At 54.2% G+C, this 22119-nt stretch carries 20 protein-coding genes; 2 read left to right on the top strand and 18 right to left on the bottom strand.

The features are described 5' to 3' along the window. Positions 1-155: 155 nt before the first annotated feature. The 14 genes from DCH402_RS11735 to DCH402_RS11670 form a co-directional block, all read right to left on the bottom strand. Positions 156-1511 (bottom strand): esterase-like activity of phytase family protein, encoded by a 1356-nt coding sequence (locus DCH402_RS11735; protein WP_040001242.1) that lies wholly within the window; start codon positions 1509-1511, stop codon positions 156-158. A 205-nt stretch (positions 1512-1716) separates the two neighbouring features. Beyond that, positions 1717-2877, bottom strand: a complete 1161-nt coding sequence (locus DCH402_RS11730; protein ID WP_040001241.1) for a phage tail-collar fiber domain-containing protein — start codon at positions 2875-2877, stop codon at positions 1717-1719. A 236-nt stretch (positions 2878-3113) separates the two neighbouring features. Beyond that, complete coding sequence (locus DCH402_RS11725; protein WP_040001240.1) at positions 3114-3725, bottom strand: phage tail protein I; 612 nt, start codon at positions 3723-3725, stop codon at positions 3114-3116. Continuing rightward, positions 3718-4626 carry a baseplate assembly protein gene (locus DCH402_RS11720; RefSeq protein ID WP_040001239.1) on the bottom strand — a complete coding sequence of 303 codons (909 nt, stop codon included), beginning with the start codon at positions 4624-4626 and terminating at the stop codon, positions 3718-3720. Before DCH402_RS11720 ends, DCH402_RS11725 begins: the two co-directional genes overlap by 8 nt. A 4-nt stretch (positions 4627-4630) precedes the next feature. Then, the gene (locus DCH402_RS11715; protein WP_027711867.1) at positions 4631-4981 is read right to left on the bottom strand and encodes a GPW/gp25 family protein; all 351 of its coding nucleotides are present in this window, start codon (positions 4979-4981) and stop codon (positions 4631-4633) included. Further along, positions 4978-5619, bottom strand: coding sequence for a phage baseplate assembly protein V (locus DCH402_RS11710; protein WP_226053376.1), 642 nt, complete (start codon positions 5617-5619; stop codon positions 4978-4980). Before DCH402_RS11710 ends, DCH402_RS11715 begins: the two co-directional genes overlap by 4 nt. A 549-nt stretch (positions 5620-6168) precedes the next feature. Further along, complete coding sequence (locus DCH402_RS11705; RefSeq protein ID WP_040001238.1) at positions 6169-6630, bottom strand: phage tail protein; 462 nt, start codon at positions 6628-6630, stop codon at positions 6169-6171. 380 nt (positions 6631-7010) lie between these two features. Then, entirely contained in the window at positions 7011-7214 is a 204-nt protein-coding gene (locus DCH402_RS11700; protein WP_040001237.1) for a tail protein X, read from the bottom strand. Positions 7215-7815: 601 nt separating this feature from the next. Further along, positions 7816-8037, bottom strand: coding sequence for a hypothetical protein (locus DCH402_RS11695; RefSeq protein ID WP_040001236.1), 222 nt, complete (start codon positions 8035-8037; stop codon positions 7816-7818). Between the two features lie 63 nt (positions 8038-8100). Continuing rightward, a complete protein-coding gene (locus DCH402_RS11690) occupies positions 8101-10233 on the bottom strand; it encodes a replication endonuclease (RefSeq protein ID WP_040001235.1) in 2133 nt (710 codons plus the stop codon). 95 nt (positions 10234-10328) lie between these two features. After that, positions 10329-10553, bottom strand: coding sequence for a TraR/DksA family transcriptional regulator (locus tag DCH402_RS11685; protein WP_012769554.1), 225 nt, complete (start codon positions 10551-10553; stop codon positions 10329-10331). Further along, the gene (locus DCH402_RS11680; protein ID WP_050583301.1) at positions 10553-10762 is read right to left on the bottom strand and encodes a DUF2732 family protein; all 210 of its coding nucleotides are present in this window, start codon (positions 10760-10762) and stop codon (positions 10553-10555) included. The genes DCH402_RS11685 and DCH402_RS11680 overlap by 1 nt, the downstream gene beginning before the upstream one ends. Before the next feature lie 195 nt (positions 10763-10957). Continuing rightward, positions 10958-11470 carry a hypothetical protein gene (locus DCH402_RS11675; protein WP_040001234.1) on the bottom strand — a complete coding sequence of 171 codons (513 nt, stop codon included), beginning with the start codon at positions 11468-11470 and terminating at the stop codon, positions 10958-10960. 2 nt (positions 11471-11472) lie between these two features. Then, the gene (locus DCH402_RS11670) at positions 11473-11937 is read right to left on the bottom strand and encodes a hypothetical protein (protein ID WP_040001233.1); all 465 of its coding nucleotides are present in this window, start codon (positions 11935-11937) and stop codon (positions 11473-11475) included. Positions 11938-12040: 103 nt separating this feature from the next. On the opposite strand from DCH402_RS11670, the gene DCH402_RS11665 reads away from it, so the two are divergent. Together DCH402_RS11665 and DCH402_RS11660 are read left to right on the top strand one after the other, a co-directional pair. After that, positions 12041-12904 carry a phage repressor protein CI gene (locus DCH402_RS11665; RefSeq protein WP_272878181.1) on the top strand — a complete coding sequence of 288 codons (864 nt, stop codon included), beginning with the start codon at positions 12041-12043 and terminating at the stop codon, positions 12902-12904. 979 nt (positions 12905-13883) lie between these two features. Then, positions 13884-15878: a methyl-accepting chemotaxis protein gene (locus DCH402_RS11660; RefSeq protein ID WP_040001231.1), complete on the top strand. Its 1995-nt coding sequence runs from the start codon at positions 13884-13886 to the stop codon at positions 15876-15878. Between the two features lie 247 nt (positions 15879-16125). On the opposite strand, the gene DCH402_RS11655 is transcribed toward DCH402_RS11660, so the two are convergent. The 4 genes from DCH402_RS11655 to yebS all read right to left on the bottom strand — a co-directional run bounded on the left by DCH402_RS11655 (position 16126) and on the right by yebS (position 21894). Further along, positions 16126-16317 (bottom strand): YdfD/YebW family protein, encoded by a 192-nt coding sequence (locus tag DCH402_RS11655; RefSeq protein ID WP_040001230.1) that lies wholly within the window; start codon positions 16315-16317, stop codon positions 16126-16128. Positions 16318-16409: 92 nt separating this feature from the next. Then, on the bottom strand, positions 16410-17858 hold the full coding sequence (rsmF, locus tag DCH402_RS11650) for a 16S rRNA (cytosine(1407)-C(5))-methyltransferase RsmF (protein ID WP_040001229.1): 1449 nt from the start codon (positions 17856-17858) through the stop codon (positions 16410-16412). Positions 17859-17979: 121 nt separating this feature from the next. Then, positions 17980-20610, bottom strand: a complete 2631-nt coding sequence (locus tag DCH402_RS11645; RefSeq protein ID WP_040001228.1) for a PqiB family protein — start codon at positions 20608-20610, stop codon at positions 17980-17982. Positions 20611-20655: 45 nt separating this feature from the next. Beyond that, complete coding sequence (gene yebS, locus DCH402_RS11640) at positions 20656-21894, bottom strand: membrane integrity lipid transport subunit YebS (RefSeq protein WP_040003552.1); 1239 nt, start codon at positions 21892-21894, stop codon at positions 20656-20658. Positions 21895-22119 lie beyond the last annotated feature (225 nt).

Here is a 22119-nt window from a genome sequence, read left to right as displayed (position 1 = left end):
CTTTTTCTCCAACAATACCGCAAAATGTTCACAATGGCTTACACTGTAAACAATTATTTCCGATAGGGAAATATAATGGTGGGAAAAATTTCACGCATCAGATAAATAAAGCAGCGCATCCGCTGAGGAGGCGCTGCCTGACAAGTATTTCGGTTTTAACGAAGTGGTTGAGGAAGATGGATGATCCATAATTGGCTACTTGCCTCATTCTTGGGCAGTGATTCCAGCTCCAGTCGGGTATCGACGGGCTGGCCGCCCAGCAATAGCCTGCCATCAGACCCGACCTGATATTTGCCAATTTTTTTCACATCATTGGTGGGATTAACCAACACAGACTGTAAACCAAAATCGTTGTCATTGGTTACCGCCAGCGTACTGGCGTCAATCAGCGCCAATCCTTCGGCTTTCTCCGGTTTCCAGCCCAACTGACGTAAATCAACCAGTTGTTGTTTTTTCGCGAGCACGATGCCGCGTTTTGTCAGCGTGTCGGCATCATTCCACTCTGCTGGCCGCGTCGCATCCAGCAGGGTCAGATCACTGGCTTCGCGAAGATCAACGCGATAGATCAGGTTGTGCATGACCTTGTTTTTGTCCGCACCTTGTTCAATCACCAGGACCTCATGATCGTTCAGTGCAACCATATCGCCAATTTTGGCGTCACCGGTTTTTTTCCACCGATCCGTATCGAGCGGATAGCCATACATCGCTGTTTTGCCCGTTGCTGGGTCAAAACTGACTAAACGAGTAAACAGCGCTTTGTTTTGTGTTTTCCCATCAATATCCAGCGTGCTTTGTACTGCAGCAAGAATGCGGCCGTCCGGCATCCGGGTAATACCCTCAAAACCCCGGTTTGGCTGGCGCCATTTAAGAATATTGGGTAAACCGCTGGCTAACCCTTGTTCACCACTTAGCGGCGTTGGGCCCACCTTTTTCAGGATCTTGCCCTGAGCATCAATCTGAATCAGAAACGGACCATACTCGTCTGAAAGCCAAAAACCGCCCTGACCATCGGGTGTAATCCCTTCGGTATCCAGTCCACGGCGATCGTCCGGTAGTTTTTTCAGCACATCGCTAAGCGCCACTTCATTGGTGGTACCGATTAACGAACCGGGCAATGGCAAACCGCTGACGGGACTAGATTCGTCATGCAACTGACGCAACGCTGTGGCTTGTGCGCTTTTGGCATCGACGGTAATGAGCATGATTGAAGGAACAAAGTCGGGCGCAGCAAAAATTTTTGCCTCTTTACCCTGATATTCCGGCGCATCGGCATTCGGCCCGCGATCGGTAACGGTAACAAACATCAGCTTGTCACCATCCCGCCCGATAAATGACAACCCGGAACCGACTCCCATGGGAAAACCGTTGGGGAAACGCGTCTGCCATTTACCGGGATAACTGACCCGATCATTATCAGGAAAAGTAATCTGGTACTGCTCGGTTTGAATATCCGCCGCCTGAACAACATGGGCCAGCAGAAGCAAGGGCAGAAATGATAAATGAAGGTGCATGGTCGAACCCCGTAAAAGAAATCGGCGACATCACACTAAAACTGTAATACGACGTTTTTATGACAATACATAGTATAAAACGCAAAGCATAAAAACGCGGTGAGTCCCCCCACCGCGTGGTGGTTTACCGGTTATATTCCGGATTTATCCGGCCACGAGGCCGCCGACGCCGTGGCGACATTACCCGGCTCAGTTTCACCAGATATCAGGCGGCCCTCACGATGTAGCTAAACGCGATATTGCGTGGGCGGGTTTCAACGCCCCCCGTTTTCTCCATAAAAATGTATGTATGCGCACGTGCCCCCGATGAGAGAGTAACTTCAATCTTTTCATTATTCTCATCGCTAAATGCAATGATCCCTTCTGTCGGTGTGCCATATTCATTAACGAAGCGGTGTTTGTGAGAACGGAGTTCATCCGCTTGCACTGAACCCAGAGCACGCCCCGCATCCACCCCTCGGCCATCATCCCAGCCGCGAATAAATTCACCGCGCAGATCCGGCAGCACGCCGCCGGGGTAAGCCTGCGCCAGTTTCGGGAAGGCGTTTTTGTCGAACGCCTGACCGTTGCATTTCAGCCAGCCGGCGGGCGGTGTGGCTTGCGGCCAGGGCAGCGGGATACCGACGATATCGGCGATTTTCAGCGTGTCGCTTAAACCCAGGTTTGCGAGAAAGGCCGATTTATTCGCGATATCCGCACCGTTTTGTTCTTTGAGCAATGCCGTGTTTTTGACAAATGCGGTGGTCGCCACTTGCGTGGAGTTCGCGCTATTGGCCGCCGTCGGTGCGGTAGGTGCGCCGGTCAGCGCGGGGCTGCTGAGTGGGGCATATTGCGGGTGGGGATTGGCGGCGGCGACATGTGCGTTGAGCTGGCTGTCGGCGTATGCCTTGACCTCAACAGCCGTATCATCGACATACTGGCGGGTCGCCAGTACCACGGCTGGGTCGATTTTCAGGGTAATGGCGTCGGCGCTATTGACAATCAGGATCATGCGTACGGTTTGTACCCGGCCTGAGCCTTCCTGTAGCAGTGGTTTATAGGTATCGGCGCAGTTTGCGACGGCAACCAGATCACCGTCGCTGTCATACAAACCGATTTCACGGATCCACCAACCGCCCTCATTTTCAGGAATAACCTGCTCGGCAATGATTTGGTTGGGGTTTTTAGGGTCAACACTCAGTGCGTTGAGCGTAGCGCGGCGTTTCTCATTGATCAGTTTGGTTTGGGCCGGCGTCGGGGTAGGCAGGCTGCCGCCGCCATCGCCGACCGCCATTTGCGTGATGGCCAGGTGGCTACCCAGCGCCGTGGCGTTAGCTAATTTCGCCGCGCCGGTATTCGTCAGTAAAGCAAAGTATTTTGTACTCATGCAGATTACTCATACGGTTAATAGGGAAGGATGCCGCAAGGGGCATCGGAGAAGCCGGGGATACTGACTGGTGATAACCAGCCGGCAAAGAGTCCCGGCTGTGATTGAGTGAGGGTAGTATGCGAGAGCGGCGGGAGGATCGCACTCAATGGGCGTTGGCGTAAGGCAGAGACAACAATCGGGCGATTCGGCATAAAAAAAAAGCCAGCGTAAGCTGGCTTGAGAGGAAGCACAAATTAACCGCCGACATTCAGATCATCAATAAGATGAATTGCTCCGCCGGTGAACTCTTCGCCCGAGACACTGATGGTTTCCGGGAAGTAAGGATAGATGGTCAACTCATCGCCGCTGTAAGAACTGGCGCCCAGCGAGACGGTACCTTTTGTATCCAGATTGATATTCAGCCCCAACATCTGGCGGCTGACGGGTTTGGCGTCGGCAATCAGCCGCTCCAGTTCCTGAAAAGACTCTTCCGTAATGCCTGATTCCTGAATGCCGATATCCAGCCGGAAGGTGCCGGGAGCATCGCCGGTTTGCCACCACTCTTTGATGCGAATCAGATACCCCAGCGGTTCGACCACCCGACGCAGCGCACCGATGGTGCCTTTATGGCGGTGGATAAAAAATGCATCTTTGATGACTTTTCGTTTGACGGCTTCCGACCAGCTTTCATCCCAGCGATCAACCGATAATGTCCAGGCCAGATAGGGCAGCAGCTCGACCGGGCAAGTGTCGGGATTCCAAATTTGGCGCAGGGGGATAGGTACCTTTTCCAGACTGGCACCGGTCGTGGCGACCGCATGCTCCAGAGGAGATGAACCGGGGGGCAACAGGGGACTTTTATTCATCCGTTCCCCCTAATGTCAGGGTATAGCCGGTGCAGTGCGACGCCTGGGTATCATCCAGCACGATATCCGCCGCCGGGCTGGCCAGTTCCACCCGCTGTACCCCTTCCACATGCAGCGCCGCATAGATGGCTGAGCGACGAATATCACGCCCCAGACGGTGCTGGCTACTGACATAACTCTGCAGTTTCTTCTCAGCGGCAGCGCGGATCGGCTCGGCTTCCGGGCCGGGATAAAGATAGAGCGTGGCATGAATATCGTAAGGAACAATCACTGCAGATTTGACGGTGACCTGGTCGGCTACCGGCCTGACATCCTCGGCGTTAAGTGCGGCGTTAACGGTGGCGATAAGCGCATCGCTGGCGGCGCCGTCATTTTCCCGTGACAGGACCGATACCAACACCTGAGCGGGGCCGGGGCTGATCACCGAGATATCCGCGACCTGGCCGCTGGCGCTGCGACCATGGAACTGGTAGGCACCGATGGAGCCTGCCACGCTCAAACCTTCATAAGCCTGCTGGATGCGTAAACGGAAGTCGGTATCCGATTCCATTACCGCCGCGGTCGGGGGGACGGTAGTCGCGTCTGCCGGGGTAATCACCAGGCGGGAAACATTGACGTTAGCGCCTAGTTGGTCCAGGTCATTGCCCCGGGCGAACGCCAGCATCCCAGCCTGTGCGGCTTCATTGATACGCTGGCGCAGCAGGAGTTCGCGGTAAGCGTTTTCCTGCAACAGTTTTACCAGCGGTTCTGATTCCAGCGTCAGGGTGCGTGCGATAGCGGCGCGTTCATCGTCACTGTAAAGTGATAACAGCGTTTCCTTACGCGTGGCGTACAGGGTTTCATAATCCAGCGTTTCAACGACGTTGGGGGCGGGTAACTGACTTAAATCGATAATGGGCATAATCTCAGCTCACAGGAATGGTTAACGAAAGGGATGTACTGTTGCCGGCCAGCGTGCCGGAAATATCCACAATCAACTGGCCGTCGTAGTGGCTTTCCATGGAGATGGATGTCAGCGTCAGTCGAGGCTCCCACTTCAACAGCGCGACATAGCAGGCAGCCTGTACCTGTAGCTTCAGGGCGGGCGTCTGCGGCTGGTCGATCAGTGAGGAAAGCAGCGAGCCGTAATCGCGCCGCATGACCCGGCTGCCTTGTGGAGTAGTCAGAATGTCGCGCACACTTTGGCGTAGGTGTTCCAGATCGCTGAGACTGCTGCCGGTGTTGCGGTTCATGCCGGTGTACGATGTGCTGGTCATAAAGGTCCTCCTGTTGTGCCGCCGCCACTTTGTACGCCGCCGTGTTGATGGGTATGCACCACCACGCCGTTAGAGGAGAAGCTTCCTCCTGAATGCGTGACGCTGCCTGTGATGCTGCCGCCTTGCTGTACCTCAATAGTCTGGGTGATCAACTTATGCGTACAGACGACTTCCGGTGTATCCAGCGTGATGCGTTCGCTGGCGTTGATGGTGACGTTTTTCGTGGTAACGGACACAGATTCCGCTGCGACGACAGTGGCGGTTTTGATACCGGTCACGGTCAGTGCGCCGTTAGCCGGTTCATATTCCATCACGGCGCCATCGGGAAAGCGGATGTGACAGGCATCCGCCGACACTGATGGCGCAGGGTGGTGGTCGCTGTAAATACCCGGTACGACAAAAGCCGTATTGAGCTCGCCTCCTATAGCGAGTATGAGTACCTGTTCACCCACCGACGGCGCCCACCATTCGCGGGAACTCCCCGCGCGACGGGACAGCCAGTGGAGCCATCCGGTGACCATGCCACCGGTTTGCACGCGGCAGCGTGCCTGTTGGGTATCGACTTCGGTCACGACGCCGATACGAATCAGGTTACGCAGTGCGCGCTGGATTTCGGAGAGATATTCGTATGTATTCATGGTGGGAAGCATGCGTCTTCCCACGTCATGAGACAATTTTCCTCGGTTGTGTGGCCAGGGATACCACCGATAGGCAATATGCGTACCGGGGATGCGACATCGCGGTATGGCAAAGCCTGCATGAGTGAGGAGGCGATGGGCTAAAAGCACGCCTTTCCCATTCCGACTATTGAGATATACCCGTCATACTTCAAGTTGCAGGTGTGTTGGCGGCGTTCGTTCACCCGAATCACTTACCTGAGTAAGCTCATCGGGATTCACTCACTTGCCGCCTTCCTGCAACTCGAATTATTTTGGGTATAGGTTCTTAGGCGTGCCGTTGCATGGAGTCTTGCTGAATAATAGTCGCAGGCGTTTCCGGCAATGAATGTCTGTCGTGCCTGATGTATCCGGGCGATGCGTTAATAAATACGTCGTGAATGTGGTAATGGTCGGCGGGAATAAATAGATGCGATGACAAGGCTATAAGATAGCGTCATCGGCGTTATATCTTGAAAAGACAGGCCGTCTTCGCAACGGCCCTGATAACGAAAAGTAACATTCAACCGATCAATTACTTTTCCATTGACTGATCAGTTCGCCGGCAATATAGAGCGCATTAGGGCGGCTAACCGGTTCAGGCGGTGCGGGTTCCGGCTCATAATGTACCTGTAGAGTCTGATTCTGCTCAATAACGCGATTACGCTCCGTTAAATTAAGGCGAACAGATAAGGTACGGGTATTATCCGGATTATTGTCGATAGTGAAACTAATGCCTTTATTACGAATACCTTCGCGTGTTAATAAATCGGGCTGATTCTGGCGCGCCCAGAATAATAGCGCGACAAAAAGCGTATCGGGGTTGTCGGTGAAATTATCCAGCGTCAGCAGCAACTGATAGCGGTATTCGAAAGACAACGACGGCTCATGCAATGCAGCAATTTCGCCTTCCTGAATTCGAAACTGCAATGCATTACTCAATGACGGTAATGCTGTGGTCAGCGCAAGTCTGAGGCTTTGCGGTTTTTGCATAATAAATGTCCTGGTGTGGCGGTTATCTTTATACCCTTCATACTTCAAGTTGCAGGTGCGTTGTCTGCGTTACTCGGCCCATCAATGGGCCTCGCCCTTCGGGCCGCTGCAAGCAGCGTTCAAATCTGCTCCCGGCAGATTTGTCGTTCACCCGAATCACTTACCTGAGTAAGCTCATCGGGATGAAATGAGAGACATCCTGTCTCTCACCAGAGGCCAGCCTTTGGCTGGTCAAATTCGTTCCCGACGAATTTGTCTCTCTCTTGCCGCGTGACAAGGCTCATTATGAGCCTTGCCCTGACGGGCCAACGCGTTGCGTTGTTCAACACGCAATGCGTGTTGTCCTGCAACTCGAATTATTTTGGGTATATATGGTCCGATTATTCCCAAATATTAATACTTTCCTGCGAGTCGGAAACATGAATATCGGGCAGGATAACGGCGGTACCGTGTGGTAGCAGCGGACCAAAGTCCGCAATTCCAGGATTGGATTGCATAACCGTTTCAACTACGCCCTGCGTGCGGCCATAGTAGCGATGACAGAGTGCATCCAGAGCGTCGTCCTGATGAGCGTAGACTTTCATGTGATACCTTTAATTTCAGATAAAATAGGGCCGAATAAAATGGATTGTTTCTGACCCTTTATCCTCCAGAGGATCGGTATTGACCGCAATGCAAGAGCGGTGTAACGCTAATGGCACAACACGCGGCGGACCTGCGGAGAGCAAACGCAGGGCATAGCGTTCGTATCCGGTGGCGTAACCCGCAACGATATACAAGCCTGTTTTACCGCACGCGGAATGCGCCGGAGGATATTTACAACGGTGTCGCGGATATCGTGGATATGGGTTGCGTCGTCGGATCACAAGGCTCACATGAGCCTTGTGATCCGACCTGGGTTATTTATCCTATTGGGAGGAGGTCTTAATTTAACATTGCTGTGTAGAGCGAATAAATATTACCAACGAACAGGTCTGCACTGAGTCAGTTATTACAATTCATGCCAAAACGTACATTCGGCTTTAGCCGATGCGGCCGTTATTATCAAACGGTCTGGATACGAAAAAATAGTGTGCTGCGTATAAGTTTGGCGCGTTGGCCACAGAGAAAATCCATTAATTTGTACGTGCCTCCGGATAAATATTGGGGAGTTTCACGTCGGTCGTTATTACCCATCGCAATCCCTCACAACGCTTGTTGTTCGAACCATGCTTTCAGCTGTTGTCCCTCACTGCTGTTCTTCAGAAATTGTTGATAATCACTATTCGGGAACTCGCCGTGAGATAAGTCGGCGATTAGCGACATGGCGATTTTCATTTCTTCAGGGTTGCATTGTGATATCAAAGACATATCGGCAATTAATCGAATCCTTGATAAGGTCAGCTCTCTGTTTTCAGTCTGTTCCACGGTACCTCTTCCATTGTGAGACTGTATTTATATACAGTACTTTATTCAGTAGTCTTAGTCAACTCATAAGTGCAAGACCTGTGCGTCCATGATGCGCTTTTCATCAACGGCGAATATAGCTTTATTCCTAAATCCATCAATCAGTTGCCCATCGATTTTTACCCTGGCGCCGCGCACCAGGGCTTCCCGTTCCCAGCGTGAGATTTCAATGCCTTGCTGCCTGAGACGCGGGGCTAATGACGCCAGGCGGTCACGCTGAAAATAGGTTAGCCGTGCTGAAGGAACACGGGGAATATCACGAAATGGCGGCGCAAGTTCGCCGGTTGAAAACACCCCCCCACAGTTATTAACAGAACTCCAAGGACGAGCCTGCCGATGACCATCGGCAGCGTGATGACCGATGGACTGGTTTTTAGCGACAATTCGCCATTCATCGGGTCGGGTATTGAATATCTGTTCGCTACCACGTTGGACGGAGAAAATGCCGATGGTGCGTACGATAGCCTCATCGTAGGCGTTTAACCGTTCGCCAGCGGCTCTGGCGACGCGAACCGACTGACACTTTCGCGCAACGTTGGCGCCGCCTTGCGCCTCGATATAGGCTGCGAAATCACCGCGGTCTGCCGCATACCTCACCCGTTCGGCTTGTTCTCCCAGCGAGTTCGCCAGAGAGTGACTGCGAATACGCCGGCATTCGCGATACACGCCAACCGTGGGAAGGCCGATAAAGTGGAATTGGGGAATACGCCAGAGCGACGCCCAGGCAGAAGCGGCGGCGGCCATGTCTTTCAGCGGTTTGCCGGTTTCATGGTCGGATTCGCCGTCCAGCGCGTAGCCGTCGATGTTTTTAGCGATATATTTGGCGACATAGGCGGTCGCGCCGCCTTTATTGATGTGCTTGCAGTCAAACTGGCGATGGCGCGTGGTGTTGGCGCCGCTTTCATCATGTTGCAGCGTATAGCGTTGCAGAATATCGATGATCGCCTGGCGCTGCGCGCGTTCGCAATACAGCATCATGTGCCAGTGCGGCGTGCCGTCATGATGTGGTTCAACGACCCGTAAACCGTAGATAGACAACTTACGGTCTTTGAGCGCAGTACGGATTTTGCTCCACAGCTTAACCAGATAATGTTGCGTCATTTTGGGGGTGGGGCAATCCGGCATCCAGGCTGCATTGGGCAATACCCGGTCAGGATGGCGGGTGCGGGTAGGATGGTAATGACCGGGAGCCGTCAAGGTGACCAGCATGCCAATGTGGTGGTGTGCGGTGGCGTAACGTTCAATGCCCGCCAGCATGGTCATCAGTTCCATGCGGCGAATATTCGGATTGGCGATACTGCCCATGACTTTGTCGATTAAATCAACACGATCACCGTTGCGGATATTTTCCAGATCGCGACTTTTCAGAAAATCCAGCGTCGCCAGACGGCGGTAGTGAATGTCATACCATGCCTGACGGCTGAGAAACGCAGAGGCGGCCCGGCTCACTTCTCCGGCGGCAATCCACAGTGCTTCACGCCAGTGTGTCCGCTGGATTTTTAACTGGCGTTCCCACCAGCGGGGGGTAACCAGCCGCATAATGCCGGCAAAAGCTTGCTCCAGCGTGAGCGTCCCGCTCTGATGGCGAGGCCAGTAAGCGGGCGTTACGTTCAACGCCTGAGCCAGCACGGCGAGTCGACCATAAATGCGGGCTTGTATTTCATTGCTGAATAATGGTGCATGATGATGCCCGCCCTCATGTTGTAAGTAAGCGTCGCAGTGGGCGTTGTAAGCATCGTTCATATGGCCGGCAATGCGGCCGGCAAAGCTGGATAGCAGTTTGTCCGGCATATCCGGCAATTGATGGTAGTGGTCTGCCTCGCTGATAAAGCATGAACCGTGGGTGATATTCATCTGGTAACGGCGGTTAACTGCGTCGATGCGCGGCCATAACCGCCGATGTACCACTGAAAGCAGATAACGGAAGGCGACATGCAGCCCCTGATGCTGCTTCAGATACTCGAAACGGCGTCGAAAATGGTCGGCCAGAAAACGCGGTAGCAGCGTTAACTGATACAACACCGCTTGCCCTTGTCGCAGGATATCCGGGGATACTGAACAGGATTCGGGCAGAATGGCGGGGCGGGGGGCATTCCAGGTATACACCCACTCCAGGGGCCGATTGTCGGCGTTTTTTTCAGTTTTTTCAGACGTCATAACCAGCCCGCGTTTATCTACCCGATGTGTGTTTGCCGGATTGTCGGCGCCAATCGTTGTGCACTGTTCCGGCCTGTCAGTGTGTGAATGCCTAATCAGGATGGTGAGCGGTAGTGGCGTTGCCTCCGTTCGCGGATTTCCTGACAGGACACGCAGCACGCAACCCCCGGAATCGCCAACCGACGCGCTTCGGGGATCGGGGCGTCGCAATCCTCACAGACCCATGCCGATGGCGTTGCGGGAACGGTGCGGGCCTGAGCGATTTGCGCATCCAGCAGCAGGGCCTGTTGCTCCTGGGAAATATCCATACTGTCTGCCATTAGTGCGCCTCCCACATCTGGTGCCGAATTTTTTCCGCTTCCTGCTGTAGCAGCACCACCAGTTCCTGTGCAGATAAACGTTCCTGCCAGGCGTGCTGTGCCAGTTGTTCCAGATATTCGCTGTAACGGTGAGCAAAGTCGGCTTTCCAGACGGCGTACGAGTCTGGCGTCTGGCGTGGAATGGTGCGTATCGTTCGTGTGTTTTTCATACAATTTCCTGATAATAAGCCGCAACAAGTCCTGCCTGCCTGAGCGGCGGCTTGTCTGCTAGCGGTTGAGTTAACGACGGTTATCTTTCTGGTGAAATCCGCTGTCGGTAAAACGGTTGTTAGCGAAAACGTTTTTTAGCGAAAACGTTTTTAGCGAAAACGTTTTTAGCGAAAACGTTTTTAGCGAAAATAGTGTTAGCGAAAATAGTGTTCAGGTCTGATGCTGGTCAGAATATCCGGCGCATCGGCAAACAGGCTGTGTAATTCCACCGCGGCACGACCCAGCGCCTGCACCCATTGGCAATCCGGCTCATTGATACGCCGTAAGGGTTGGTTAAATTCCCGGGCCGTGAGTCCGGCGTGAAAAAACAGCGTCCGGCGTTCGCTCAGGCGCAGCCCCATCACGAACGGCAGTAACTGGCTCTGTTCCTGAATTGCCGGCCCATCAAAAGCGCTGCGCAGCTCATTCAACGCACTGACGATTCTTTCTCTGGCCATTTCATCCATTTCATCCAACTGGTAGACGCACCAGCGGTTATGCAACGCGGCATGGAAGCACAGCGTACGCCGATAGCGCTCCGCGAATCGCTGATAAAATCGGCATGTCTGTTCCCAGCGCGAATCAGCGAAGTGTTTTCCGAGTAGCGCCCGCAAATTTGGCGGTAAACTCTGCAGGTGATTCGCGGTAAAAGCATAATGTGGCTTCATGGTTATGCTCGCTTGCCGTTGGGGGTGACGGAGGGGGCTAATCGGTATGGATGATGGCTTGAATTCGAATTTACGAATTTTTTGTTAAAGGCATTATTACCATTCACAGCGGTCAAATGATGATCCTGATTTGGTAATGCATAAGCCGCTCCGGTACCAGAAAAAGCGGCTGTTGTCTGGAGAAGAGTGAATAACGTTTTTGCATTTGCAAAACAATAGTGAGCGCTGTTGTCGATGATTAATCTGAGCAGCCTGCCGGTATCACGCGCAATACGCCACGTTACAGCGGCTGCCGCCGCTGTTCTTCTTGCCTCGTTAGCGTTGGCGTCGCTCATTGTTGCCTGATTAGACACCGGATAAGGCAGTAGATTATCTGTGACGAAGCACTGCGCTTTGGCAGTCGTTGCACTCGCCGACGTAGGATTTTCCTCAGAAATGAGCAATAGAATTGAAATCTCGTCCGACATAAAGCAATATCTCCCCCAGGCTAGGGTGTTCTATGGTGTTACATGTGCTGTGTAGACACTATAAGACACGTAACGTGTATATGTAAATACTCGTGAGGTGTTTTTGAATACAAATAGTGATGCCGTGTCTGCGGCCTTCGTACTTGAGCGCATCATGTCAAGCTATGGAGTAAAGACTCAGAAGGAACTGAGCGAGGTAACTGAAATACCTACCAATACAATCAGTAACTGGGTTCAGCGAGGGAACGTGCCGGGTAACATTATTCTGAAGTGTGCGCTGGATACCGGCGCGGATGCCGGATGGCTGGTAACTGGGGAGTTTGCAAATGCGAATGTTTTTGCCCATAAGTCGCCGCTGAAAGGTAAGGCGTTGTATGAGCAAATTCTGTCGTCAGGCGGTAAGGCGGTGTTGCGCCGCATGCTGGATGCCTACGGATTTAGTACGCAAAAAGAGCTGGGCGATTTGCTGGGCATCGCACCCGGTACCATCAGTACCTGGATTCGGCGCGATTTCTTTCCGGGGGATGTGGTGGTGACCTGTGCGTTGGATACCGGGGTATCGCTGGCCTGGTTGGCCACCGGAAAAGGGGGGCCGCAGCAGCATGACACTCCTGCGGTTCGCCACGATGACGGTAGCGTCAGCCTGATTCCGCGTAATATATTGAAAACCGGTAAGTTGCAGGAAGCGGGAGAGTGGAAGGCTGATCCGCAGTTTATTCCCGCCGGGCTGCATGCGCCGTTGCTGGTTGAAGGGAGTTCGTCTTCCTGGCTGGTGGATACCGGTGTGACCAGCATTAGCAATGGTCGCTGGTTGCTGGATATCGACGGTAAGAACGATATTTATGATGTGGCGCTGTTGCCGGGGCGCAAAATGCAGGTTGAAGGCGGCGGTTCGCAATTCCAGTGTGGTGTGGATGAAGTCACGCCGCGCGGAGTCGTGGTACTGACGCTAACGCCCAGTCTCTGACGTCAACACATCCGGTGCGCTCTGTTGAACGCACCGGATGCCTTTCGGTTCTTTTTGCGCCCTTGCTCTATTTATTGCAATAGTGGTTTATTGTAATAGTGGTGGTTTGTCACTTTCTTTTGAGCGGCATAAGATAAGGCAAAGTACGATATTAACGAACCTGCAAACCGGCGAGCTCACTACCGCATCCTTCTGTTAACACTTTACTTACACGCAAAGTGGTCTATACCCAAAATAATTCGAGTTGCAGGAAGACGGCGACGCAGCGAATCCCCGGGAGCTTACTCAAGTAAGTGACTGGGGTGAGCGAGGAAAGCCAACGCACCTGCAACTTGAAGTATGACGGGGATATTAATTAAACGAAACATTAGATTATAGCTGAATATTGGTGGCGTGTTTTTTTATTTTTCGGATTGGTGTTTATCGTCATAATTTAAATATATATTGCTTTATATTCATTTGATTGATTTTTTTCTTCTTTCAATTCAATTTATTATGAGCCCAGATAATTATCTGGTCGTGTAGTGTTTTTTCTGTTTATTACTAAACTAAGATTTATACAGACCGATAATTTTTCGATGCTGGGATGCGCAGTTTGAAACCTGGAGGGGAGTTATTCCCTGAGTTATTGCGTAGTGATATTTCGCTCCATATTAGGTTGCCGATGTTATACCCGTCATACTTCAAGTTGCAGGTGCGTTGGCTTTATTACTCGGCCCATCCTTGGGCCTCGCCCTTTCAGGACCGCAGCGAGCTGCGTTCAAATCTGCTCCCGGCAGATTTGTCGCTCACCCCAGTCACTTACTTGAGTAAGCTCCCGGGGATTCGCTGCGTCGCCGTCTTCCTGCAACTCGAATTATTTTGGGTATATGTCTTAAATAGGCCGGGTTGCAGGGAAATCCACATGCTTGCAAGCCGAATTATTGTGAAGATAAATATTGTGGCGATCAGCTGATGATAATCATAAACAGGTGATTCTATGAGTATTCTGGGTGAAAAATACGATAATCTGAAGGTTGGAACCCGGCTGTCATTAGGGTTTGGTTTGGTGCTGGTATTGTCTCTGATGGTTTTGATTTCCGGTGTCGTCGGTTTTCGGGCGGTGGATGGTAATAATACCAAGGTGCAGGTGACCAATCAGCTCAATACTACGCTGGCGCAAGCTCGCCTTTTACGTACGCAATTTCAGTTTACGCACGACTATAAGTTCATCGAGAAAAACGGCGAACTGGTGAATAAGATGGGGGACATTCTCGGTCAGGCTAAAAATCTGGGCTGGGATAAAGATACGCTTGATGATGTTGAACGCATTGATCAAGATTTGAAATCCTACAGCGCCGCACGGGATGCCTTTATTGCCGCCAGTAAAAAACGCGATGCCGCAGGGTTGAAAATCAGCCAGGATGAAAGTGAGGCGGTGCTGGATACCTTTCAGAATAAATGGCAGCAGGCAACCGGTCTTTCCGCCGAGAACAAGGTCGAGCTGTATCAAATCGGCGAGCGTATGGCGGATATTCGCGACGTCGCCCATGATTTGCTGCTGGCGCCGTCTGACAATACGCTGGCGGTGGCGTTGAAAAGTATTGATACGGCGGAAAAAGTCATCACAGAAAAAACCAGGCAATGGCCGCCGGAAGTGCAGGCGACATTGAAAACCGCCTGGGACTATTTTCTGGCATATCGTCAAGCTGCCGCAGGGTATCTGGCGGCCTTTCAGGATGAAACCCGCACCAGCCAGGCATTAACGGCGGCGGCGGATAAATTGAACACGGATGTTGCCAACCTGTTTAACCTGCAACTGGTTAGCTCCAGTCAAACCACCCACTCCTCAGAAGTGAAGATGATGGTGACCGGGCTGGCAGCCATTGTGTTTGGCATCATCATGGCCTGGCGTATTTCCGTGCAGATTGTGACGCCGCTTAAGCAGGGGTTGTCGGTGGCGGAACGTATCGCCGGCGGCGATCTCTCGTCGTCAGTCAATTCCTCGCGTCGTGACGAACTGGGCATGTTGATTACCGCCATGGCCAACATGAATGACAAATTGCGCACCATGATTCTGGATATTCGGGAAGGTGTGGGGCATGTGGCGTCGGCGTCGGCTGAAATCGCGGCAGGCAATGTCGACCTCTCTTCCCGTACCGAACAGCAGTCGGCGGCCGTGGTGGAAACCGCCGCCAGCATGGAGCAATTAACCTCAACGGTAAAACAGAACTCGGAAAATGCGCATCATGCCTCGCAACTGGCGTCGGAAGCGTCGCAGAATGCCATCAAGGGCGGTGAAATCGTCGGCAACGTGGTGAAAACCATGAACGAGATTTCCAGCAGTTCAAAACGTATCTCTGAAATCACCTCGGTGATTAACAGCATCGCCTTCCAGACCAATATTCTGGCGCTGAATGCGGCGGTTGAAGCGGCAAGAGCCGGCGAGCAAGGGCGCGGTTTTGCGGTTGTCGCCAGCGAGGTCCGCAATCTGGCGCAGCGCAGTTCGCAGGCGGCGAAAGAAATCGAAGGGCTGATTCAGGAGTCGGTTTCACGGGTGAATACCGGTTCCGAACTGGTGGATGATGCCGGGAAAACCATGCAGGACATTGTTCGCTCTATTACTCATGTATTTGATATTATGGGTGAAATAGCCTCTGCATCGGATGAGCAAAGCCGAGGGATTAGTCAAATTGCTCAGGCGGTGACTGAACTGGATAGCACCACGCAGCAAAATGCGGCGCTGGTGGAAGAGTCATCTTCGGCTGCCAATTCGCTGGAGGAACAAGCGCAGTTACTGATGCAGACGGTATCGGCGTTTCATTTGGGCGATGACCCTCACTCGCATCATGGCGGTACAACCGCCCATCATCAGCAACCATTATTACTGAGTAAACCGGGTAAAACGGGGCGTAAATCCGCGCCCAAGGCGATGCGGGCGCATTCAGCCAGCGCCAAAAATAATCCGGATAAAGACGAGTGGGTGAAGTTTTAAACGGTGAAGGTGCTGATTATCAGCACGTTTTCACCGCCCTGAGATACTAACCATAATAAGCGGTTTAATTACATCAGGTTGGGCAATGTCGTTACAGCTGCGGCATTGCCCTTTTTTATTCGACCCAGGTTGTTGAGCATCAGCCATGCTCCGGCGTGAGCGGCCGTAGGTTATGGCTTCCGTTATGCCGACTCCCACCTGGCAGCGCGCGCTGTTGCGGGAGAGAACGGAAAAGAGCGACGTGTGATTAGCGATCCCGGTACTCATGGGCGGGTTTCCAGTATCCGCTACGAAAATCGTCAATCGGGAAACAGCCGCCGTTACGGATCTGCTGCTCCTCCATAGCGCTCAGACACTGTGGTTCATTGATGTAGGTTCCCGCGACCAGATTCTCGCAGTTACCTCCCAGGTAACAGACAAAGATAACCAGTGCGAACATAGATTCCTCAACAGGTTGAATGTTGATGATACGTGTTGATTGTAGATGAAAAAACAGACCCGGATCGCCACAGGCGGCGACCCGGTCAAAGATTAATCGGCAGAAAGAATGAGGTTGGCGCCATCGCGCACCCGATCCCGAGGCAGGGTATTTTTCAGCCGCTGACCGACGCGTTTGGTTAGCCCCAGCGTGGTCTGTTGCCAGGTCAACAGAATGTGGTCATGGCTGATGGGGGAAGGCGGATAAATGTCTTTTCCCCGGAACCAGTCCACGGCTTGCTCCGCACTGAGCGCGTACGCATTCGGGCTGTCAGGATTGCCCAGCGCCACAATGGCTTCATGCTGCCAGCGATACCCTTTGGCAAAGCGTTCCGCCAGTTTAATACCGATTCGGGAGAAGCGCATTTTGCCCAACATCGGTTGCAGTGCAGCCGGAAACAACCAGATCTCATCATCCCGTTGCCACAACTGTAACTGCTGTTCTGACCACTGCAGGCCGAGCCGCTGGGCGTTCTGACGAATCAACTGCGCATCCTTATGGTTGAGCGGCGTAAAGGGCAGCTTGCCGAGTTTGTAATCCGGCGCTGCCAGTGGCGGTACGCCGGCAGTTTTACGCAGGCGGGCCACAAAAAAACCTTCGCTGTCGTAAATTTGCGGGAAGACATGCAAGAAACCGTCTTCGGTGAGGGCGCGGTGAGCGTGTGGAAACAGGTCTTTCAGTGATTCGATTTCACACGCACCTGGGAATTGCTGCATCAGCCAGCGACAAACCTGCTGGTTTTCCTGATGATTGAGGGTACAGGTGGAGTAAATCAGTACACCGCCCGGCTTCAGCGCATGGAAGGCGCTGAGGATCAGCTCGCGCTGGGTGGCGGCGATATCGGCGATGCTCTCCAGCGACCAGTGACTCATGGCGGCGGGATCTTTCCTGACCACGCCTTCTCCGGAGCAGGGCGCATCCAGCAGAATGGCATCAAAGGTTTCCGGTAAGGCACTGCCGAAAACCCGGCCGTCAAAGTGCGTCAGCGCCGTATTGCTGACACCGCAGCGATGCAGGTTGGCGTGCAACACCTTCACCCGGCTGGCGGAGTATTCGTTAGCGATAATCACGCCCTGATTGTTGAGCCGGGCGGCGATCTGGGTAGTTTTGGAACCGGGGGCGGCGGCCATGTCCAGTACCCGCTCCGGGGTATCGTTCCCCAGCAACAACGCGCTGACCGGCAACATCGAACTGGCTTCCTGAATGTAGAACAGGCCGCTCAGGTGCTCCAGTGCGTTGCCGAGCTTCATGGCTTCCTCATCGGCGTTCAGCAGCCAAAACCCGTCGTCGCACCAGGGCACCGCTTCCAGTTCCCAACCGTAGGGCGCGACCAGCGCGAGAAAGTCGGGCACGCTGATTTTCAATGTGTTGACGCGGAGACTACGGCGCAGCGGTCGCTGGCAGGCGTCGATGAAGTCATCCATGCTCAGATGTGCAGGCATAATGGCTTGCATGGCGGTTAAAAAATCAGGAATGAGAGAGGCGGGAATAGGTTTGGCCACAGCAACGGTTCCGTTACAACAACAATCAAAACACGAATATTACCATATCTGCGTTGAGGGAAGGGATGGCGACTCACCACCGGCTCAGCGGGCGGTGAGTCGCAGAACGCAGACGTGGTGTTTATCGCTCCGGCAACGCTGTTCCCCAGTCGCGCCAGCCGCCGGGTTCTTCACCGTGCAACAGGAAATGTTTGCCGGCCTGTGCGGCGGGCGCCAGCGGGGTGGCCGGTGGCGTCGCAAAAGCAATGCCGCCGCGGATAAATTGCTGGAAAGTCCCGCTCTTGATCACGCCGCCGGTCAGGCCAAACTGCAGGTTATAGCCGGAGGCCAGCCAGAAGACGGAATTATCACGCACCAGATGCGCGTGGCGCTTACTGATGCGCAACGCCACCGATACCCGATCGGACAACGCGCCGAGTGACAGACCGGTCACCGTGCCGACTTCAATCCCGCGGAACAGCACCGGCGTGCCGATTTGCAGCGATCCGGCTTCGGCGGTGTCAACGTTGATGCTCAGCCCATCCTGATAGCGGGAATCGGAAATAGTGGCTTTCTGCAATTCAAAGCTGCGGGTAACGGCGCCATTACCCGGTTCGACATTAATGTAGGGCTGGATCAGCGTTTCCAGATGGTTAACCCCAGCGGCGGAAATTTCCGGCGTCACCACCGAGAAGCGGGTGCCGGCGCGGGCGAAATTACGGACATATTCCGGGTACAGCACCGCCTGTACCCGCACTTCATCGCGCTGCTCCGCCAGTTTCAGCGACTCCAACTGGCCGATATCGATACCCAGATAACGGATCGGCATACCCGCGGAGAGCTTACTGGCGTCGTAGGTGCGCAAGGTGATGCGGCTGCCAATCGCGCGGGCGGCGGTTTCGTTACTGTATAACGGGCGTTTGTCGTTTTGTACGTCGGCGGCGCCGTCTACGTTGTCGAAACTGATGGCGCCTTTCAGCGCCCGGCTGAGCGGCGAGGTCTGTACCGTTAATCCGGCACCGTTCAATTGTACGCGCGCACCGCCTTCCGCCCAGAAAACGCTGTTATCGGTCAGCAGCTTGCGGTATTCCGGCCGGATATAAACATCGATTTCGAATGTCTCGGCCTTAGGGCGAATGTGGGTGATCTCGCCAACCTGAAACTTGCGATACAGCACTACCGAGCCGTCCTGAATGTCCGGCAGGCTGTCGGCCAATAACGTCAGCGTGGTGGGGGGCGTCGTGCCCTGAATGCCGGCAGCGGCCTTTTCCCGATCGCTATAGAGCGGGTAACGCGGTTGGGCATCACCGGTCGAGCCTGGCAGCACCGTGACGCCGCCGCTCAGCCACTCCTGAGCGCTGGCGCCCAGCACCTGAACGCCGTCTAACCCCAGTTTAACGTTGACCCGACTGCTGGCGATGAACTGACTGTCTTTGTGCAGCAGGTGTCGGTATTGGCGGTCGATAACGGCGGTAAAACCGACGCTGTTATCGGTGAGTGTGCGCTGGACGATCCGACCGATTTGCACGCCGTGCAGCATGACCGGCTGGCCGCTGTCGATGCCGTAACTCTGGCTGGCGGTTAATTCAACGGTAAGCGCGCCGGGTTGTTGCAGTTGCTGCCGGGTGGCGTCAGCGACGGTGAAGCGCTGCTTCGGCTCGCCGTCGCCGGGGATCAGCGTCAGCGTGGTGCCGCCCAGCAGGCTGGGCAGGTTGATATCGCTTAGCGACAGACGCGGCGCGGCCAGTTCAATCCGGGTGTTTTCCCGCATCAACGCCACCACCGACGGGTCGACGATCAACTCTCCGGTGACGCGCTGATTGGCCTCCAGGGTGAGCCGTTGCAACCTGCCTACTTCTAATCCCTGATACAGCAGCGGCGTATGTCCGGCTTGCAGTCTGTCACCGGAAGGCAAGTCCAGCATAATCTGCACGCCGCGCTGGCTCTGCGCCAAATCCGGGTATAGCTCGTAGTTCTGATCCGCCGCGGCCGGCTCGCCCTGTTCAGGGGAGTCAAAGGCGATGGCGCCGTTAACCAGTGCAGACAGATTTTGCATTTCGACGGTCGCGCCGCTGAGGCTGACGTCCGCTTTTAACCCGGAGACGTTCCAGAAACGGCTGGTCTTTTTCACCAGCCCGGTGAAGCGGCGGTCGATCAATACATCGATCATCACGCCACGGTGATCGGCGTTAACGCTGTAATCGTAAACTTTCCCTACCGGGATTTTACGAAAATAGACCAGTGAACCGGCGTTCAGCGAGCCGAGATCGTCAGCGCGCAGATGTATCAGTAATTCTCCGCTGTTAACACGGTATTTGGGCTGGGTATCCTGCGCGGTGAAGTGACTGGCGGGATCGCCGCCGCCGGGTAGCATGCCGATGTAGTTGCCGCCGACCAGTGCATCCAGACCGGATACCCCGGCCAGCGAGGCTTTGGGCGTCACCAGCCAGAACTGGGTGCCGCTGCGTAGCGCCTCTTTCATATCGTTACGGATGCTGGCGATGACCTGAATGGTGCGTAAATCATCGCTGAGTTTGATGTTGCGCACGGTGCCGACTTCCACCCCCTGATAGCGCACCGGCGTGCGGCCGGGGACGATGCCGTCCGCCGACACGAAATCGATGGTCACCGTTGCGCCGCGCTCCTGTTGATTGGTGTAGAGCAGCCAGCCGGCGAGCAGCAGGGCGATAAAAGGAAGCAGCCAGAAGGGCGACAGGCGGCGCCGGTTTTTGATGCGGGCTTCAGTGGGTGCCATCGGCGTTGAGTTCTGCATTGTTATCCTGCAATTATGTATAAGAGCCTATCGCGGGATAGGCTCTTAGTCGTTATCCCATATCAGTCGACTATCCAGCCACTCGACGGACAATATGGTCAAAATAACGGCGGCGCCAAAATAGAACGCCGCGGGTCCCATGGTAAAAGCAAGCAATTGGTCGCGGTTAACCAGCGACATGGTCAGGGCGATCACGAACAGGTCGAGCATCGACCAACGGCCGATCCAACTCATGAGACGCAGCAGTCGCATACGTATCATCCGGCTATGGCTCACCCGAAAATGAATACTGAGCAGCAGGACCGACGTGATGAATACCTTGCTGAACGGCACCAGAATACTGGCGACAAAAACCACCAGCGCCACCGGGATATTCCCGGCGGCCAGCGAGATAATGCCGGAAAAAATCGTGTCTTCCCGGCGCACGCCGTTGACGTAAATCACTGAGATCGGCAGCAGATTGGCCGGCAACAGCAGAATGACGGCGGAAATCAGCGCCGCCCAGGATTTTTGCAAACTATATGGCCGCCGCGGTGTGAGCGGCACATGACAACGGTGGCAGCGGCCACGGCTGTCTGGCGTCGCGGTAAAATAGCAGGACAGGCAGACCAGCGCCTGCGCTGAGGCCGGGTAGGCGCGCTGTGGGTAGTAGCGTTGCCAGAGCTGTTCGGCATTAAGGTGAATCAGGGTCAGCAAACTGAGCGCCATCAGCGCCAGAAACGCCAGCAACCCATTGCCGGGCAAAACCTCGGAAAATTCACGGACTTTAATCGAAGCGACCGCCAGACCGACCAGATACACATCCAGCATGACCCACGCTTTCAGGCGTTCGAACAGCAATAGCACCGGACGCAGATTCATACCGACGCGAGGGGCAAAAAACAGATACAGCAGGGCGAATACCAGCGTCAGCGGCGCGCCGATAGTGCAAAACGCCACGATGCTGGCGGTGACCGGGTGCCCCTGACGCGTCATTTGCCAGATGCCTTCCAGCAAGCTGGCATTAATGGAAACACCCAGCAACCGGATATTGAGCAAGGGTTCGCTATAGGCGAAGGGCATCAGCACCAGCATGGCCACCGCCATCGCCACCAGTCTGGAAATAGACCAGTCGCGGCCGCTGGCAATATGTGCCGCGCAACGCGGACAGTGGCCGTGCTGCTGACGTTTGAGTCGAGGCAACATGAATAACAGGTCGCATTGCGGGCAACGTTGAAGGCGCCGCGGCGCGGCCGGCGGCGAATCAGCCGACCCGACGGACGGGGCGGCGTTATAAATTTTCATATTTCCTGCAGGCAGGTTAACAGGACAGGTATTATCATAGTGTAACTGAATGATGGATGACACAAAATCACTGCTACCCTTGTCAGATGAAATGTGGTGTCGCCCGGCGGTAACCGGTACGGTCATCGCCGGATATCGGTAATGGTGCCTAAGTCGCTCTCCTGTGACGGCGCTGTGCGGTGAAAGTTGGGCTGGCAAGAGAAATCCTGTAGCATCCCGATGCGA

This window comes from Dickeya chrysanthemi NCPPB 402 (assembly GCF_000406105.1).
Taxonomy (GTDB): Bacteria; Pseudomonadota; Gammaproteobacteria; order Enterobacterales; family Enterobacteriaceae; genus Dickeya; species Dickeya chrysanthemi.
Note: the sequence above shows the minus strand (reverse complement) of the source record. Positions and strands in the feature narration are given on the sequence as shown.